General features: G+C 50.5%; 19 protein-coding genes. 4 read left to right on the top strand and 15 right to left on the bottom strand.

Annotation, left to right across the window (positions count from 1 at the left end; translation table 11 throughout):
• Positions 1–1,356 (bottom strand): flagellar filament capping protein FliD, encoded by a 1,356-nt coding sequence (gene fliD / locus L4D79_RS28730; protein WP_428657088.1) that lies wholly within the window; start codon positions 1,354–1,356, stop codon positions 1–3.
• Between the two features lie 801 nt (positions 1,357–2,157).
• Between fliD and focA the strand changes: the two genes are divergently transcribed.
• On the top strand, positions 2,158–3,606 hold the full coding sequence (gene focA, locus L4D79_RS28725; RefSeq protein ID WP_428657086.1) for a formate transporter FocA: 1,449 nt from the start codon (positions 2,158–2,160) through the stop codon (positions 3,604–3,606).
• Between the two features lie 134 nt (positions 3,607–3,740).
• Here focA and L4D79_RS28720 read toward each other — a convergent pair whose 3' ends face one another.
• From L4D79_RS28720 to flgB, 14 genes are all read right to left on the bottom strand, one after another.
• Positions 3,741–4,850 carry a flagellin N-terminal helical domain-containing protein gene (locus tag L4D79_RS28720; protein WP_428657084.1) on the bottom strand — a complete coding sequence of 370 codons (1,110 nt, stop codon included), beginning with the start codon at positions 4,848–4,850 and terminating at the stop codon, positions 3,741–3,743.
• Between the two features lie 348 nt (positions 4,851–5,198).
• Complete coding sequence (locus tag L4D79_RS28715) at positions 5,199–5,801, bottom strand: hypothetical protein (protein WP_428657082.1); 603 nt, start codon at positions 5,799–5,801, stop codon at positions 5,199–5,201.
• 77 nt (positions 5,802–5,878) lie between these two features.
• Positions 5,879–6,934 (bottom strand): hypothetical protein, encoded by a 1,056-nt coding sequence (locus L4D79_RS28710; RefSeq protein WP_428657080.1) that lies wholly within the window; start codon positions 6,932–6,934, stop codon positions 5,879–5,881.
• A 53-nt stretch (positions 6,935–6,987) separates the two neighbouring features.
• Entirely contained in the window at positions 6,988–7,893 is a 906-nt protein-coding gene (flgL, locus tag L4D79_RS28705; protein ID WP_428657078.1) for a flagellar hook-associated protein FlgL, read from the bottom strand.
• A gap of 10 nt (positions 7,894–7,903) precedes the next feature.
• Entirely contained in the window at positions 7,904–9,280 is a 1,377-nt protein-coding gene (gene flgK, locus L4D79_RS28700) for a flagellar hook-associated protein FlgK (RefSeq protein WP_428657076.1), read from the bottom strand.
• Positions 9,277–9,774 (bottom strand): rod-binding protein, encoded by a 498-nt coding sequence (locus tag L4D79_RS28695; RefSeq protein ID WP_428657074.1) that lies wholly within the window; start codon positions 9,772–9,774, stop codon positions 9,277–9,279. The genes flgK and L4D79_RS28695 overlap by 4 nt, the downstream gene beginning before the upstream one ends.
• 9 nt (positions 9,775–9,783) lie before the next feature.
• A complete protein-coding gene (locus L4D79_RS28690; RefSeq protein WP_428657072.1) occupies positions 9,784–10,905 on the bottom strand; it encodes a flagellar basal body P-ring protein FlgI in 1,122 nt (373 codons plus the stop codon).
• A gap of 9 nt (positions 10,906–10,914) precedes the next feature.
• Positions 10,915–11,613: a flagellar basal body L-ring protein FlgH gene (flgH, locus tag L4D79_RS28685; RefSeq protein WP_428657070.1), complete on the bottom strand. Its 699-nt coding sequence runs from the start codon at positions 11,611–11,613 to the stop codon at positions 10,915–10,917.
• 3 nt (positions 11,614–11,616) lie between these two features.
• Positions 11,617–12,402 carry a flagellar basal-body rod protein FlgG gene (gene flgG, locus L4D79_RS28680; RefSeq protein WP_428657068.1) on the bottom strand — a complete coding sequence of 262 codons (786 nt, stop codon included), beginning with the start codon at positions 12,400–12,402 and terminating at the stop codon, positions 11,617–11,619.
• 10 nt (positions 12,403–12,412) lie between these two features.
• The gene (locus L4D79_RS28675; protein ID WP_428657066.1) at positions 12,413–13,144 is read right to left on the bottom strand and encodes a flagellar basal body rod protein FlgF; all 732 of its coding nucleotides are present in this window, start codon (positions 13,142–13,144) and stop codon (positions 12,413–12,415) included.
• A gap of 10 nt (positions 13,145–13,154) precedes the next feature.
• Positions 13,155–14,357: a flagellar hook protein FlgE gene (gene flgE / locus L4D79_RS28670; RefSeq protein ID WP_428657064.1), complete on the bottom strand. Its 1,203-nt coding sequence runs from the start codon at positions 14,355–14,357 to the stop codon at positions 13,155–13,157.
• Positions 14,358–14,395: 38 nt separating this feature from the next.
• Positions 14,396–15,112 (bottom strand): flagellar hook capping FlgD N-terminal domain-containing protein, encoded by a 717-nt coding sequence (locus tag L4D79_RS28665; RefSeq protein WP_428657062.1) that lies wholly within the window; start codon positions 15,110–15,112, stop codon positions 14,396–14,398.
• Between the two features lie 10 nt (positions 15,113–15,122).
• Positions 15,123–15,545, bottom strand: coding sequence for a flagellar basal body rod protein FlgC (gene flgC / locus L4D79_RS28660; protein ID WP_428657060.1), 423 nt, complete (start codon positions 15,543–15,545; stop codon positions 15,123–15,125).
• 6 nt (positions 15,546–15,551) lie between these two features.
• Positions 15,552–15,917, bottom strand: coding sequence for a flagellar basal body rod protein FlgB (gene flgB, locus L4D79_RS28655; protein WP_428657058.1), 366 nt, complete (start codon positions 15,915–15,917; stop codon positions 15,552–15,554).
• 211 nt (positions 15,918–16,128) lie between these two features.
• Between flgB and flgA the strand changes: the two genes are divergently transcribed.
• The 3 genes from flgA to flgN all read left to right on the top strand — a co-directional run bounded on the left by flgA (position 16,129) and on the right by flgN (position 17,770).
• Positions 16,129–16,893, top strand: a complete 765-nt coding sequence (flgA, locus tag L4D79_RS28650) for a flagellar basal body P-ring formation chaperone FlgA (RefSeq protein ID WP_428657056.1) — start codon at positions 16,129–16,131, stop codon at positions 16,891–16,893.
• A 69-nt stretch (positions 16,894–16,962) separates the two neighbouring features.
• The gene (flgM, locus tag L4D79_RS28645) at positions 16,963–17,271 is read left to right on the top strand and encodes a flagellar biosynthesis anti-sigma factor FlgM (RefSeq protein ID WP_428657054.1); all 309 of its coding nucleotides are present in this window, start codon (positions 16,963–16,965) and stop codon (positions 17,269–17,271) included.
• Between the two features lie 64 nt (positions 17,272–17,335).
• Entirely contained in the window at positions 17,336–17,770 is a 435-nt protein-coding gene (gene flgN / locus L4D79_RS28640) for a flagellar export chaperone FlgN (protein ID WP_428657052.1), read from the top strand.
• Positions 17,771–17,810 lie beyond the last annotated feature (40 nt).

The raw sequence follows: 17,810 nt of genomic DNA, 5'->3' as shown, positions 1-17,810 counted from the left end.
CTAAAACATAAACATGGAACCGGTCGATTCCATCTGCATCATGGTTTGCTGCATTGCGGTGTATTGGCGCAAGTAGCGGTTGTAGGTTTTTTCCATGCGGTAATCGAGTTGCTCTTTTTTGTCGTCAACGCGATCAATATTGCCTTGCAGGGTATCCTGACGGCTTTTCAGCAGGTTGTTACCCGAGTTAGCCGAGCCGGTATAAGGTTCGATCGCCGTTTCCAGCGAGGTCATCACGCCGTTGTCGCCAAAGAAAATGGCATCGATTTTTTCAGGGGTCTCAGTAAGCGCTTGTTCAAATCGCTCACTGTCGATTTTCAAGGTGCCATCACGGTTGGCTTCAATACCTATGCTATATAGGCTGCCCTCATCGAACTGACCGCGGGTCAGGTTATTAAGCATGTTTTTGAGACCACGGGCGGTTGAATCACTGGCAAGGGCACCTGCTTTGGTGATTTTGACACTATCCTCATCATCGTCATCACCCTCATCATTTTCGATTTGGTAATCGGTCATGGTGTGCTTGAGGATGGTATTCATCAGCTTGTTGTAAGCATCAACAAACTCTTCAACCGCTTCTGTTGACGCTTCGGTATCGCCCCCCACAACCAGTGTCAGTGGCTTATCGCCCGACTCATGGGCTTTGGTCAGTTCAAGGGTCACTCCGGAAATAGCATCATCGATGGTGTTATCGCTGCTACGAATTTCCAACCCATCCTCACTGCCCATCATTACGATGGCATCTTGGGCTTTGCTCAATACCTGTGGTGGCTGGAAGTAGTCACCCATGCCTTGATCAAACGAGACATTAAAGGCATTTGCTTCTCCCGTTTCAGTACTGCTGAGGATCAGGCTAACATCACCATTGGAACTCACTATCGAGGCCGATACGCCTTCATCGAACTCATTAATGTAGTCAGCCAAATCATGAAGATCCTTATCGCCATCAGGGTTGAAGGTCGAAAAGTCGATTTCAATGGTCTCGCCATCAGGGACTTCAATGGTGATCACACCGTCCGTTGGCAGCTCATCCCCTTTTAAAGTGAAGGCTTCTTGCTGGGCCGTTGCCAGTTGTTTGACAAATAAGTCATAGCTACCATGGCGGGCAAAATTACTTGCTGAAGCATTGATATACCCTTCATCACTCGTGGTAGCGTTATTTTTGACAAAACTGTTATTCGCCGTATTCATTTTTTCCAGCGCTGATGAAAAGCTGCTGAAAGCAGAATCGATATCTTTCCACGCATCTAACTGCGTTTGATACATTGACTGTTGGCTAGCATATTGGATATCAAACGGTTGACGCTGGATCATCACCATCTGCATTGCTAAAGAAGCAGGGTCCATCATTGACATTAAATTTCTCCTCAACTTAGCTCGAATTAGCGCATTGCACTTTATAGTGAACAACCTAAGCAAAAGTTGTTCCAACTTTAAAATAAGTAAAATATCGCTAACTAACGCCAAATCTGATTATTTTTACGGCTATAACGCCAAACGAGTAAATACGTTATTCAGCCGTTACATAACAAGCGGAAGTTTTATTTCCGCTAGCGGAAATAAAACTATTCCGCTTAGTAACGCTGACCTTGTTATGGATATTAAGCGACATAACCAGAGTGGTTCTTAATGATTTATTGGGTATTTAGAGGAGATAAAAGAGAGAAAAAAATAACCATGACACGACAAAACGGCGGTGACTTTATTTTGTGCCAAGTCGACAACATTAAACACCTGCATGCCATTACTATTAGCATTAATTGGCGGCACAATCGCCGATCCATAACGGCCTCTAAACCTATCACCCCGACACACTAGACACATTTAATAACATATTTGTCAGTTATACTTTTGACCGTTTTATCGTCGCCTCAGCCGCTTCTAACCGCGTTTTTTTTCGCTAACGCCCCAACTAGAGCGACTATGTCGATCCCACCCTTAAGTGCACCAAGGTGCACACCCACCATTTCTACTTATGTCGCAATATACGAAATTGTAATCATATATTTCATATAAGAAATTATGAATCAGCTTTATATTGCTATCAATTTTTCTTATCATTGCGTCGCCTGTAACTTGGGCATATGGCTTGATAGGGAAGTTCAAGCTTCAAACGGCGACTGCCGAAGGAAGGGATAGGTAACACTTGGGGTAAGCATGAGTAACGTAGATTCGAGCAATAATCAGCTGTTTTCGCCGAAAGAAATGATGGCGGAAGCGGAAAAGTTCGCGCTAAGCAAGGCCAAGAAAACCAGCAGTATGACGCTGGGTCTGGCTATTATGGCGGGGGCTTTTATCGGCCTCGCTTTCGTATTTTACATCACAGTTACCACTGGAAGCGCGACGACCGGATGGGGTCTCAGCCGCTTGGTCGGTGGTATGGTTTTCAGCATGGGTCTGATATTGATCGTGCTGTGTGGTGGTGAACTGTTTACCAGCTCGGTACTGTCCAGTATTTCTTGGGCTAACCGCCAGATCAGCCTTAAAAAGATGCTCTCGCTGTGGGCCAAGGTGTACATCGGTAACTTTATCGGTGCCATGTTTATGCTGCTGCTAATCAGTGCTGCCGGCATGTTTATGCTCAACAACGGTCAATGGGGCCTCAATGCCCTCAACATCGCCCAGCATAAACTCCATCACACCCCAATACAGGCCTTCTCTTTAGGCGTGCTGTGTAACCTGCTTGTTTGCTTGGCTATTTGGATGACCTTCAGCTCTGCCAACGCCCTAACCAAAGCCATGCTAATGGTGCTGCCGGTATCCATGTTCGTCTCCAGTGGTTTCGAGCACTCAGTCGCCAATATGTTTATGGTGCCGCTGGGTATCACTATCCAGAATTTCGCCCCTGAGCAATTTTGGCAAATGGTCTCTGCCAACCCGGCACAATACAGTGATCTGAATATCCCGACCTTTCTAATGGCTAACTTACTGCCGGTTACGTTAGGCAATATTGTCGGTGGCGCAGTATTAGTCGGCCTCGCCAACTGGTGTATCTTCCGCCGCCCCGAATTAAAGGCAGCGAACATCCGTTCTATCACCCAGAGCGTGGAAATCGAATCAGCCAAGGAGTCAGATATGCTGTCACACCTTACTGTCAAAGACGTTACCAATACACAGCCGATCACACTGTCAGCCGAAACACAGATCCCGAAAGCGATTGATATGCTGCTAGAAGAAAACATCTCTGGCGCGCCGGTTTGCGATGTCCATGGCCATCTGGTCGGCTTCCTTTCGATGTACGATGTGATGAAAGAACTGTGGTATCAAGATTACCAGCCAGCCGCGGGGACAAAAGTGGTCGACGTGATGAAGCGTGATGTCGTTGCCGTGGACGCAACTGATCGCCTGGCCGATATCGTCGAATACATGTGCATTGATAAAGAGCAGCTGTACCCGACTTCAGCAATGGGGATCGCCACCAGCACTAGCGCCCTTCCCTTGGAAGAACGCGTTAAAGCGTTGAAAGTGAGTAAACCACGTATTCTGGCTGTGCTAGATAATGGCCAGTTCATTGGCACCGTCACCCGCGAGAGTGTGATGGCCGAGCTGCGCAATGTCTACCAGAATGGTACGATTCAAGAAGTCTCACGGCTGGAAGCAGTATAATAAAAAAGTCGTGTTGTCAGTAAGATACAAATAAAAAACCGCAGCCAAGGCTGCGGTTTTGTTTTATGTGGAGTGGTTTGATTACGCTTTATATACTCTGTATAGAAGCTTGGACGAATTAGCCGCTTGGCTAATTAACCAACCAAGCTCATTACCATACCAGACATGCCGTTCGCTTGAGACAGCATAGACATGCTCATCTGCGTTAGCATCTGGTTCTTCATCATGTTTGAAGATTCAACCGCGTAGTCAGTATCCATGATACGACCTTTCGCCATTTCCGTGTTCTCTTGCATGTTGCCAAGGTTAACAATAGTGTGGTCAAGACGGTTGATGTTCGCACCTAGCTCAGAGCGGATGGCGCCGATGCCTGTACGCGCTTCAACATCAACAGCACCTTGGTCATCAAGCTCTTCAACACGGCCGTTAAGAAGTGCATCAACCATGTCCATTGCTTGAGCAGCGCCTGAAGGTTCTTGTACTTCAGCTAGAGCGACATCGAAAGCCGCTTCGTTTGCAGTTTCAAAAGCAGCACCGCCAGCAGCAATAAGCGCAGCCCATTCAGTAGCTGCTTCAGCAGGGTCAGTTGGCTCCCAACCACCAGCTAGGGCTTGATCAACACTTGCTTCCCAACCAGCAGCACTTGCATCAGCGTAATTTGTGTGGCCATCTAGGTCACCTACAGGTCCAGCGCCTAGATCAAGTCCTTTAAGATCACCAATCGTATCGCGCACATCAGAAAGAGACTGAGCAATGTTGATAGTCAGTGTTTCGTCAGTAGTTGCACCGATTTGGAATGTGATGTCTTGGTCGAACAGGCCACCAGCACCAAACAGGTTGTTGCCTGAACCGTATTGAGTGTTGTCGATAACGCTTTCTAGCTCGTTAACCAACTGGTTCCACTCTGATTGCATTGCATCATGCTCGTTTTCAGAGTTGGTGCCGTTCGCTGCTTGCGTTGCTAGGTCTTTCATGCGGTGACCGATGTTGGTCATCTCGTCGAATGCACCTTCTGCCGTTTGCAGCATAGAGATAGCATCTTGTGAGTTACGCTGAGCAACACCTAAACCGTTCACTTGAGATTGTAGGCGAGTGGCAATCTGTAGGCCCGCAGCATCGTCAGACGCTGAGTTAATACGGAAGCCAGTAGAGATGCGCTGCATCGCCTGATCCATTGCACCTGATGTTTTGTTAAGGTTGTTCTGAGTAATTAGAGACGTGTAGTTCGTGTGCATCGATAGCATGTTATTGCCCTCTGTTTAATATTCGGCTTAGTGTCTACACCTCTATAAAACGACACCTTACCTCTCCCCTTAAACCGTCTTTTGCCAATTTTTTATTATTTCCTCGACATCGACAAAAATAATTTTTTCTTAAATTAAAAATAGCAATAGGCAATAGGCAATAGGCAATAGGCAATAGGCAATAGGCAATAGGCAATAGGCAATAGGCAATAGGCAATAGGCAATAGGCAAATTATTATTCCCTGCGTCATTACTACTAATTTATTTAAAAATGCTTCTATAAAGACGTGAATGCGATATAACGCAATTAAAGACAGGCCAAAAAGATTAATACGGCGGTAGGCGACATTAAAAAAGCCAGTAACAGAGAGAGAATACGATAACCATGATAATAAAGCCGGTGCGCAACCACACCTTGAGGGAAATAGCGGATTGAGTGGTTGCGCCCTCTTTGGCCGTATTGCCATAGGGGGTCCACAGTAACTGCAATGGTTCGTGGTGTAAAAAACCTTTGGCGACCAGGCGCCAACCTTGATCGATGGTTGGCAGCAGCGCCAGAGATAAGGCAGCAGGCAACGTCGAGCTCAGCAGTTGCGCTTCTCCTTGGTTAACTTGCCAGCGGATAGTATGAGGCTGCCCTTCAACCTGCAGGCGCAGTTGCAGCTCCCCTTCCCCGCCGGCAAGGCGGAAGCTCGGCGATTGCAATGCTTGCACGCTATAGGCTTGAGTTTGTCCCAGAGAGAGACCTGATGAATTTGCCAGCATACGGACAACTTGCCACTGGGCTTGTGGCATCGTTTGAGGAGTCGAGGTATTGGTTTGGCTAGAGGGCTGTTGATTAGCGCCTTGCTTGGTTTCTTGCGCCAGTGGCGGGGTAAATTGCTCTGCTTTTAGTTGCTGGGGCTCAATTCGCAGTAATTTGTTTATCGCCGCAGAAATAGGTGACAACATGGTGCTCCCTCGATATCAGCTTGCCACTAGCTGTTATGGGTACCTAGTGGCAAATTCCTTTTCTTACCATCGCTTACTTATTCGCGAAGTAAAGATACCACGGTTTGGCGATGGGCATTGGCTTGTACCTTCAGGTTTTGGAACGCCGAGGTAAAGTTATCACCGGTTGGCAGGATTTGCGACAAATCGGCATCAGCATTATCCAATACCTGATCGCTCAAATAGCGGTTACGCTGGTTAATGGTATCTATCCGCTGCATTACATCCTGGTTATGCATTCGGAGTTCTTGAATGCTGGATTTGATTTGCTTCATCATCTGCTGGGTTTGTACCAACGTCTGACGCAAGTGCTCTTTATCAGTCTGCCATTTCTGCGGCTCGAACCTAGCTTCAATCGTCTCTAATTTGACCCGATTTGGCTGACCTGCCGGAAAACGATCGCCCTGGCCGACTACCCGCATTTTCTGCGATAAATGCTGCCAGTCTGCTTCATTGGTCGAGAAAACCAATTGGCGCTGCTTGTTGAGCGATACCCCGATGCCGTGCTCATTGAGCGCCTGGCGAAACTGCATCGCTTGCTGCTCTGGTGTGGCATTAGCACCCAATTTGACCGGTACGGCATTGGCGCCCCCTTTAGCAAGACTAAATATCAAGGTCTCATCACGCGGACTGCCGCGCTTGGTATCCAGCCCCTTGATTTGGAAAGCAGTACGCGGCTCACCGTGAAAAACCGGTTTAAGCTGACGGCTAATTACCGGCTGATCTTTATACGTCGCCTGCTCCAGCCGCTGCTCCATCCGAGACGCGAGTTGCTCAATATCCGCGGTGATCTTTGGCGATGCACTACCAGCACGCATGGCAAACTCTACCCGTTTGCTCAGCTGGGCAAGATTTTTTCCAATGTCATTGAGACTCGATTCCGCCACCCGGGAAGCCGCGACCTTGTGCTGGGCGCGCTGGATCAAACTGTGCTGACGGGTATGTTCAGGGGTCAGGGTTTGCGACAGGCGCAATGGATCCGGCTGCTTGTTATCAGGTACCGCGACCGTTTTGTTGGCTGGCCTTGCAATTATCTGCTGCTGGCGACTGGCACCGGCCGCTGCCGAGCGAAGATCATTTACCTGAGAAACCATGTGTTTTCCATCAATCCAAAAATGCCCTGCAGTGGTAAACGGCAGGGCCAATATTACATAATACTAAACAAAGACAAGCTGGCTGTTTTGGCATAGGTTGACTGGGTTGCTTGCAGTGCCAACAGGTAATTGTTGTATTGCACCATGGCATCCGCATAATCGAGATCTTCCAGCTGGCCAATCAAATCATTATTGAATAACTCAACCTCACTGTGGCCGTCCTGCATGGTCGTCAAGGCATTCTGGCGGCTACCCAAGCTAGTGACCGTGCCCGATACCGACAACATCGTCTCATCCAGAACATCCAGACTACGACCGATCAAATCGCTATCTTCCAGCACATAGTCCGGGTCACGCAACGCATCAACCAGCTCATCCAGCTGGTTGAAGATATCCATGCCACCCGAGAAGAACATATCTTGGGCATTGACGTTGAGCTGAATCGTCACGCCATCGCCAACCACCACTTCACGCACACCGGTATCACCTTGGTAAATCCAGTTGCCTTCCTCGTCCTTCACCAGCGGCTGAGTGTTAACTTCGTTACCCGAAAAGATGTACTTACCGTTTTCATCTTTAGCATTAACCAAGCTCACCAAGCTGTCTTGCAAGTGCTCTAGTTCGTTCGCCATCGCGGCTAGCTCATCGGGGCCATTGGCACCGTTACCGGCCCATAGCATCAAATCTCGTATTTGATGCAGTACATCCACCCCGCTACTTAGGTAGGTTTCCTGCTTTTTGAGTGCCACATCCGCTTGTTCAATGTTACCCATGTATTGTTCGATGGCTGCCTGTTCACGCTTTAGGTTCATCACCCGCGTCGAGGCCATCGGATCATCAGAGGGCACCAACAAGCGCTTGCCGGTAGCCATCTGCTGCATGATTTTATTGATGCCCAAGGAGTTTTGGCTCAGGCTACCAGACATCATCTGGCTATATTGGTTGGTACTTACACGCATGACGGTTTCCTTAGAATAGCTGCATGATTGACGCAAACACTTGGTTCGATGCGTTAATCACCTGCATGTTGGCCTGATAGGCTTGCTGATACATCATCAGGCTCACCGCTTCTTCATCGAGGTTAACCCCGCTGGTCGCCGATTTTTCAATCGTTGCCTGCAGGTAGATATTACTGGCAGCATCGTGGTCCGACTGCGCCTGACGGCTTTTCACTGCGATATCACCCAGCAAGGAATTGAACGCACTGCCCAGTGTTTGCGATCCCAGATCACCAATTTCAAACTCTTGGTCTTTAATTTCAATAAGTTTAAGCAGGTTGTCGGTATTACCTGGGGTGCCATCACCAGACAGCGCCAAGTCTTCCGGTTTGAAGTCTGGGTTAATCGAAAGTGTTGACGCTGGGTTTTCCGGGTCAAAGACAAACAACGGTTTGCCCGGATCGCCGTTTAAATCAAAACCTTCGGCCAATTGATCGTTAAAGGCTTGGGCGAACTCAAAGGCAATATCATTGATCGCCTCTTGGGTTGGGATCAGTACATCCTTTTCATATTCCGCCAGCGCCCCCAGCTTGCCACCGATATCATCATCCAGCGGGAAGCTTTGACCATTGAGTGACAGCGACAATACCTCGCTGCGCGGATTGTTCGGATCCGATTCCAAGCTGAACTGAGCCACTTGATTGCCCATCACCAACGGCTGGCCATTGGGCAGGGCAATATCAAGAGTGCCGTCACCGGCATCGGTAATCCGGACATCAACAATTTCCGACAACTCGGCAATCAACACATCTCGCTCATCCTGAAGGGCGGAGGTATTCGCGCCAGAGGCTTCGCCTTTGCGGATTTCATCATTGAGTTTGCTGATGTTGGACAGCATGCTGTTGGCACTGGCGACCGCACTGCTTCGCTGCTGGGATAGATCACTGTACTGGCCATCCAGCGAGCTGCTCAACTGGTTGAAGCGATTACCCAAGGCTTCCGCTTCACTGATGATCAGCGAGCGGTGGGCCGAGCCATAAGGTGACACACTGGCACCATTGAGCGCCGAGAAAAAGCTGTCAAAACCTTGGCTGAGATCCATTGAATCGCCTGATAGCAAGGTCTCCAAACGCTTGAGCTGCTGGGCAGAGGTCGAGGCCGCCCCCAGCATCGATCCGGCACGGAAAACCTGGTTGGTCTGGTACTGGTCAGTGACCCGGCGGATCGCACTGACCGACACCCCGTTACCCGAATCTTTCATACTCATGCTGGTTGAGCCAATCGCCGATAGATGCATCTGCTGGCGGCTATAGCCTGGGGTATTGATGTTAGCCACGTTTTGGGCGGTAACATTCATGCCCACTTGGCTTGCCTGAAGTCCAGACAAGCCGATATTCATCAAACTCATACGTTAGAGCCCTCACGGTTAAAATGCAGCAAAGACTGGCTAAATGCGCTGCCCGCTATCGGACCTTGCTCTGCCTTACTTGAAGTTAAAGCGACCTCATTTTCTGCTTCCTTAAACGCCGACTCACCACCAAGCTGGCGGACAATCACTTCCGCCAGGCCAAGCTGGCTTTTTGACATTTCTATCGCCACTTGGCCATCGAAAAACGCCTGGTAAGTCTTATGTTCACGGCTTCCGAACAAGGCATTGTCATCATCGCTATTGAGTGCCTCGCTGGCTTGACGCATTTGCTTGAGTACCATCTGCAAGAACAGCGATTCAAACTGCTCGGCCACCGTTTGGATGGCCTGCTGCGCGTCATCACTGCCTTTCAGATCCGCCAACTGGCGGCTGTCGAATGTGGTCACCGTTCCCATCGTGGAATTTGCCGCAATGCGGCTGGTCGCCATTGGCTGAAGTGCCATGGTGTTGACCGGTAAAACAGTTACTGTCATTCGTTGTCCTTAAATCACAACCAATTCTGCATCCAAGGCACCTGAAGCATGCAGAGCCTGAAGAATGGCAATCAAGTCATCGGGCGAGGCTCCTAGGCTGTTAACGGCGGAAACAATGGTTTCCAACTCAACGCCTTCCGGCCAGATGAACATTGGGTTGCGTTCGTAATTGATATCGATCTCACTATCCGGAGTAACGACAGTATTCCCTCCGCCAAACGCATTGGGCTGGCTGACGTTGAACGATTCGGCAATGGTCACCGTCAGGTTGCCGTGACTGACGGCAGCCCGACCAATACGCACGCCATTGCCAACGACAACCGTACCGGTGCGGCTGTTAAACACCACTCTTGCCCGCTGGCGACCGATATCGACGGTCATATCTTCCAACATCGACATGAAAATCACCCGTTGCTCAAAGTCCTGCGGCGCATAAACCTCGACCCGGGCGTTACTCAATGCCATTGCTGTATCCGGGCCAAATACCTCGTCAATTTGACGGGAGATATTGCGCGCGGTAGTGAAGTTCGGTCGTAGTAGGTTCAAGGTGACTTTCGACTGAGAGCTAAAGTCTGACGGGATCTCATCTTCGACAATCGCGCCACCGGGAATACGGCCGGTGGTCGGCACGTTAACCGTAATACTCGAGCCAGAACGGCCTTCGGCTTTCACGCCAGCGACCACCAAGCTGCCTTGGGCAACCGCATAGATTTGGCCATCAATCGCCCGCAGTGGGGTCATGACCAAGCTGCCGCCGCGTAGGCTCTTGGCATCACCGATAGACGATACCGTTACATCGATGGTTTGGCCCGGCCCGGCCAATGGCGGAATAGACGCGTGGACACTGACCGCCGCGACATTACGCAGTTTGGGGTCAATTTTTTCCGGTAGCTGCAGGCCAAACTGACGCAACATGTTGGTCACCGACTGGCTGGTGAACTTCACCTGGTTACGATCACCGGTACCATCAAGGCCGACAACAAGGCCATAACCGATCAATTGGTTTTCCCGCAGCCCCTGAATATCGACCAAGTCAATCAAGTGACGCTCATTGGCTTCGGCACTGGCTGCTTCGACAAATAGGAAAGGCACGACCAGCACCGTCAATAAGATGATAAGTTGCTTAAACATAATGCCTCGTTAGAGTGGGAACAGCGGATTAACAAACAGCTTAGTTAACCAACCTGCGTCGTTGGCATCGGCCAGTACACCGCTTTGAGAATAGGTGATCCGTGCATCACCGACGCGCTGGGAAGAGATCTGGTTACCGTTATCGATATCGTCTCCCCGCACCAAGCCATCAAGACGAATAAATTCATCACCTTGGTTAAGGCGGATCCACTTTTCCCCTTTAATCCGCAACACACCGTTAGGCAGCACTTCATGTACCATGACAGTAATGGAGCCACTCAGGGAATTCCGTTGCGAGCTGGCTGAACTGCCGCGAAAATCCCGGTTACCCGAAATATCGCCACTGGCGCTGCCGCTGCTGGATCCAGTCGCAAAACTGCCCATCAAGCCACCACTGGCGTTTTTACCAAAGTTGGTATTAGCCTGCTTGCTCGAGCGGGTATCTTCATCCAGTGATACCGTCAGCATGTCACCAACGCGGTAGGCACGGCGATCCTGAAACAGAGTCCACATATAGCCGTCACGATAAACCGACCCACTGCGGGCATCCGGCAATGAGTAATCAAGCATCGGCGGCGCATAATCCAAGTCATCCGGTGCCGGTCGCTCGTCCATCAACGAGGGAGTGGATGAACAACCGGCCAGAAGCATGGCGGCCAGCCATGCTCCCAAACGCCTCACGGTTTTAACCTTCGTCAGTCTTGGCATGGCTTACAGTACCTGAGAAATGTACTGCAACATCTCATCCGACGAAGACAGTGCCTTTGCATTCATCTCGTAGCCGCGCTGGGTGGTGATCATATCGACCATCTCCTCGACCACCTGCACATTCGAGCCTTCCAGTACCCCTTGCTTAAGCTGACCAAATGCCCCTTCACCGGCGATACCGTCAATCACATCACCGCTCGATGCTGTGGCACGGAATAGGTTACCGCCAAGCGCTTCAAGGCCGGCCGGATTGATAAAGTTTGCCAAGGTGATCTGGCCGATTTCCTGTGGCATATCGTCATTGGCAATCTTGGCCGTTACGATACCGTCGCTACCGATAGTGATAGTTTCTGCATCTTCCGGTACTTGGATTTGCTGTGCCAGCGGCAAGCCTTGAGTATTCACGAGCAAGCCATCAGAGTTCATATGGAACTGGCCGTTACGGGTAAACGCCTGCTCACCATCTGGGGTTTCCAACTCAAAGAAGCCTTGACCATCAATGGCCACATCCAAGCTCTGATTCGTGGTTTGGTACATTCCCTCGGTAAAGACCTTCTGGGTACCCACAACGCGGACACCCGAACCTAGCTGGATACCGGTTGGTAATTCATTGACTTCATCGGCCATGGCGCCTGGCTGGCGCTGGATTTGATAGAACAGATCTTCAAATGCCACGCGATCGCGTTTGTAGCCCACGGTGTTCACGTTGGCGAGGTTGTTGGAAATGGTCGCCATTTTGGTGTCTTGAGCGGCCAAACCGGTTTTACTGATCCATAGTGCTGCGTTCATCTCTTATCCCTTACGCTCTGATCAGGCGATTGCCTGCTTCTGCAATTTTTTCTGCGGTCTGCATCATCTTCAGCTGCATTTCGAAGTTACGGCTCAGCTGCATGGATGCCACCATTTCCTCAACCGCTACCACGTTACTCTGCTCAAGAAAGCCCGATACCATCATTACGCTTTCATCGTCATTAAGCGGTTCACGTCCGTTGGTCACAAACAGGCCGTTTTCCAACTTACCCAAGTCCTGCACCGGCGGGTTCACCAATTTCAAACGGCCGACTTCAACCGCCAGTACCTCACCTTCAGGCACAATATTAACCAGCCCGTTATCACCAAACTCGATGCTGCTATAAAGCGGGACATTCATGATATCGCCGCCATCAGCAAGCACGGGGAGACCGCCAATCATCAGATCTCCATTTTCGGTGCGCTCAATCGCCCCCGAGCGGGTATAAGCTTCATCACCCTCAGGTAACTGGACAGTAAAGAAACCGCCGCCACGAATAGCCAAGTCCAGATCGCGACCAGTGGTTTGTAGTTCCGCAGCATCAAAACGGGTACCCGCCGACTGGGCTTCAACCATGGTACGGCTGTCAAAGCCATTGCCCGGTACAGAGAAAGCCTGGGCACGCTCCATATCGGCACGGAAACCATGGGTATTGATGTTGGCAAGGTTATTCGCCCGTACCTGCTGGGCGTTGAAAACACGCCCTGCGCCGCTTGCTGCGGTATAAATCAAACGATCCACACTATCGCCCTTACATATTGAACAGCACTTGGGTGAGCTGCTGCTGGGTTGATAGTGATTGGGCATTGGCCTGATAGTTACGCTGCGCCGTCATCAGGCCTACCAGCTCACCGGTCAAGTCAACGTTGGATTCCTCAATGTAGCCCGAGTACAGGCCACCCAACGTACCAGTACCCGGAACGCCAATCAGTGGCTGACCCGATGCTTGTGTGGCCGACCAACCGGTATTGCCGACCTGCATTAAGCCACCGGTATTCGGGAAATCAGCCAATACGACTTGGCCTTGCATCATCTGCTCACCGTTGCTGTAGTTAGCAAAGACCATACCGCTGTCATCGATAGTGATGCCGGTCAGTTCACCGGCGGTATGGCCATTGCTGCGGTTGGTCGATACCGCAAATTCGCTTCCGTATTGGGTGGTACCGGACATAGAAAGAGCAATGTTCATCTCAGCAGCGCCTTCCGGGGCAAAAGACAGGCTGATGTTGCCCGTTGGTTCAACCAGCTTGCCGCTCTCATCGAACTCCAAAGCTTGACCGCTTTCGTCTTCCATCACTTCACCGTTCATGGCGTAGTGCACTTCCCACTCGTTTTCACCGGTTTTGACAAAGTACTGGGTCAAGGTGTGCTCATTGCCCAGAGAGTCATAAACGGTAGTCGTGTATGACGAGTTGAAGCTGTCGCTATCTTCTGGGTCAAACGGAATACGATCGCCATTTTCATCGACAATCTCAGACGCGCCAGCATCGAGGTTAGCGGCGAAATCCACACGGTCAGTCGCTTGTGCCGCTACCGAGCCATTCGATACTTGAATATCGCCCATAGAGCCGGTTAGCAGGTTGCCATTGCTATCTGTGGTGTAGCCTTGCAGGCGCAGACCTGCGCTATTCACCAAGAAGTTGTCTTTGTCTTGGTTGAACATACCCGCACGGGAATAGGTGTAGGCACCGTCATCCCCCTGAAGGACAAACATGCCATTGCCACCAATCGCCAAATCGGTGTTGCGGCCTGTCATGCTAAAGCCGCCTTCATTGAAGGACTGGGATAAGCTGGCTAGCTCAACACCGCCGCCCATGCCACCGTTCATCAGCGCCGAGAATTCTGCGCGTGATGACTTAAAACCCACCGTCGAGACGTTAGCGATGTTGTTACTGATGGTGTTCAATTCCTGAGAGGTGGTATTCAAACCACTCATTGCAATGTTAAAGCTCATTATTATTTCTCTTCTAACCTAGATATTTGCAAACCGCTCTAACGGCGGCCAGCCAACGTAAATAAAGGGGTCGGTTCCGGAGACTGAGAATCCGAACCTTGCGTATCGCCGTACTGGTTAACATTGAAAAACGGCACATAGCCCACGCCAGAGATCAAAAATTCTGGTGAGCCACCGCCCGGTGGAATGCGCATTTTCTCGATGGTGCCTGCCACCATGACATCCGGTTTATAGTCGCTGTCATTGGTCACCACAGTGAGATCGTACTGGCCGTCTTTCAGACCCAATGATTTAGGATCAATGGCAAAGGCCACTTCACCTTCACTGTTCGCGCCCAGTTCAATGGTTTCCACCAGTTCACCGGCATCATTGCGGATCTCCACTTTGAGATCGTCGACCGCACTGTCGAGCTCTATCACTGCATTCAATGGATTGCCTTCCAGCTCCAGGGTATCGGTCGTCACACGGACGTCTTGGCCAACCATACCGGCCGTGGTCAGTACCTGAATGTTGTCGAGCAGCACCATCTGGTTGACGACGGTGCTATTCATGTTCTGCATCGTTTCCACCTGGGTCATCTGTGCCAGCTGGGTCATGAACTGGGTGGTATCAAGTGGATCCAATGGCGTCTGATTTTGGATCTGCGCAATCATCAGGGTCAGGAAGGTATTGTCCTGCTGGCCGTTGCTGGCTATCGGGTCTTGGCCACTTGTCGTTGTCGCGCCATTGCTGTTGGTCACATAGGGAGTGCTCATCGGGGGATCCTTACTGGCCTAGCTTCAACAGGCCCTGTTGCATGCTGCGAGCACGCCCAAGGACATCAACACTGGTTTCAAAACTGCGCGACGCTGACATCATGTCGGCCATTTCCGACACCACATCCACATTGGGATAGAACACGTAACCATCGGCATCAGCAATTGGGTTACTTGGCTCATAGCGGCGTGACAACTCACCTTCGACCGGTACCACATCCATCACTTTTACCCGAGCACCGGCGCTCTGGTTAGTCTGAAACTGGCTGTTTTCATACACCGTCGAAAATACGGGCTTGCGGCTGCGATACGTGCCCGCTTCGGTAGTTGAACCTGCATCGGCATTGGCCAAGTTACTGGCAATAGTATTAAGGCGCAGAGTTTGCGCGGTCATTGCCGAGCCGGCAATTTGGTAGATATCACTAAATGACATAATGAATTACTGTCCTTGAATGGCTGTCGCCAGCCCTTGGAATTTCATGTTCAAAAAAGTCAGGCTGGTTTCGAAATCCATGGCATTTTGAGCGTAATGCGCCTGCTCAACCCCCAGTTCTACGGTATTGCCATCCATCGTATTGTTGTAAGGGTTGCGATACTGCAATGCAGTTGCAGCTTGGGGCTGTACCTGCCCTCCCAAGCTCTGCGCTTCCACAGCGGCAATCGCAGCCTGAAAATCAAAATCTCGCGCTTTGAATCCCGGTGTATCCACATTCGCCAAGTTACCGGCCAGCACCTTGGCACGTTCGGTACGAAGGTTTAAAGTGTGCGGGTGAATCCCGAGGGCTTTGTCAAAGTTGATCCCCATTTGGTGTCCTTGAATGCAAGAAATCGTAAACTGGCCACTTACAATCAAATTGCATGCCAACTTTTAAGTTGTTGATTTAAGGTAAAATAAAAGCAACCAGAACAAGATATGGATTTAAAGCGGAACCAACACTTCCGATACAGGAAGGTAAGCGGAAACAGCAGGCGGAAGCCGTTCCGTGCACAGGAAAAAGAAGAATGGAAGACATCAAATGATTAGATTGACCCGCAATTCAGCGACGGCTTTTGTCATTGCCTTGCTGCTATCACTGACGACCTCGGCCCAAGCCGCCTCAGCCCAAACCGCTTCGGCCCCAACGAATACGGCGGTCGAAGCACAGATTGAAAGCCAAGTAACAAGCACTATCGGAAAGGAAGTCAGCCGAGCAGCAAAACAGCATCACTGGCCACTCACCCAACCTGAGATTTCAATCCGGCTACCAAGTGGTAGCCATCGCTTAGCCGAGTGTGACTCCCCCCTTATCGTAGAGCGCATAGACCGTCGCCGTTACCCTGCAGGCCGCTTGCGCTTTGCCGTCACCTGTCCTGGCTCAACAACGTGGCAATTGACGGTTCAAGCCGATGTCAGCGTCATCGTTCCCGTGGCTTTTGCAACCCGAACCGTAAGCAAGGATGCGGTAGTCACCGCCGGTGACATCGCCCTCAAACCGACTGATATTGCAAATATCAACCGGGAGTTCTTTGCCTCACCGCAAGGCTATACCGGCCTTCGTGCCTTACGGCAAATTCGCCGCGACCAGCAACTTTCGCCCTCGCATTTAAGTCCTGCTTACCTGGTTTCAGCCGGCGATAAGGTGATCATTCAAGCCAGCAATGAACAGTTCAGCGCCAACATGCAGGGCATCGCTTTAGAAGGAGGCTATGCCGAACAGCAAATACGGGTGAGAAACACCAGCTCAGGTAAGGAAATCACAGCGACTATCACCAAGCCCGGACTGGTCACAACGCTTTTCTAAATTGATTTAATCAAGGCTAATGGCTGGTCGTTTAATCTTAGTATCAGAGAAGAAGTCAGGAGATTTATCATGATCGAGTCAACCAAGGCGGGTTTGCAGCTAGCCACTGCCATCCAAAATAAACATCAGAAAACCCCAGAAGCGACCAGCAGTGAGGTATCCACTTCACCAGCGCCGGTCTCTTCAGTGAAAAAGCCAAGTGCTGATGTCAGCCCACAAGCGCAAAGCCTGGATAACTTACAGCAAGAGCTAAAACGCATTCCGGATGTAGACATGGTCAAGGTCAATGAAATCCGCACTTTACTGGCCAGCGGTAGCTATGAAGTCGATCTTGATGGTTTGGCTGCAAGTATCCGCGGCGCCCACCGCCGCGATTGATTGTCTGACACGACGTTTAGCCCCCCGTTTAACATTACGGCAGTAACATCACGGAACGAATACCATGAACCCAAAGTCAGCATCAGTCATCAAGTGCTTCATTCAAGATATCCAGCGGGATCTGACGGATTACCAACAGCTTCATCAACTATTGAAGGTGCAGCATCATAATATGCTGCACCGCAATGGCGACAAGCTCACCGCGATGGCTGAGCCCCATCAGCAACTGATTCAGCAATTACAACAACGTGCTGATCAGCGTACAGGGTTACTAAACCAACTTGGCATGGACAACACCCCGACTAGCGTCAATCGGCTGATCTCTGCCCTACCCGATCAGTATCGCCAACCCGTCGAGCGTAAGTGGATACAGCTCAAGGACTTGGTCCATTCCTGCATGGCACAAAACGAGCGCAACAGCCGTTTATTGATGATGCAGCAAGACATCCTCACTCAGGTACTACACCAAGACAGCGATGCCACCTACCAACCGGCTTAATACCTATGACTTGATGTTGATGGGTATGCCCCCCCCCCCC

This window comes from Photobacterium satsumensis (assembly GCF_050336935.1).
GTDB classification, from domain to species: Bacteria; Pseudomonadota; Gammaproteobacteria; order Enterobacterales; family Vibrionaceae; genus Photobacterium; species Photobacterium satsumensis.
This window is presented reverse-complemented; position numbering and strand designations above follow the sequence as displayed.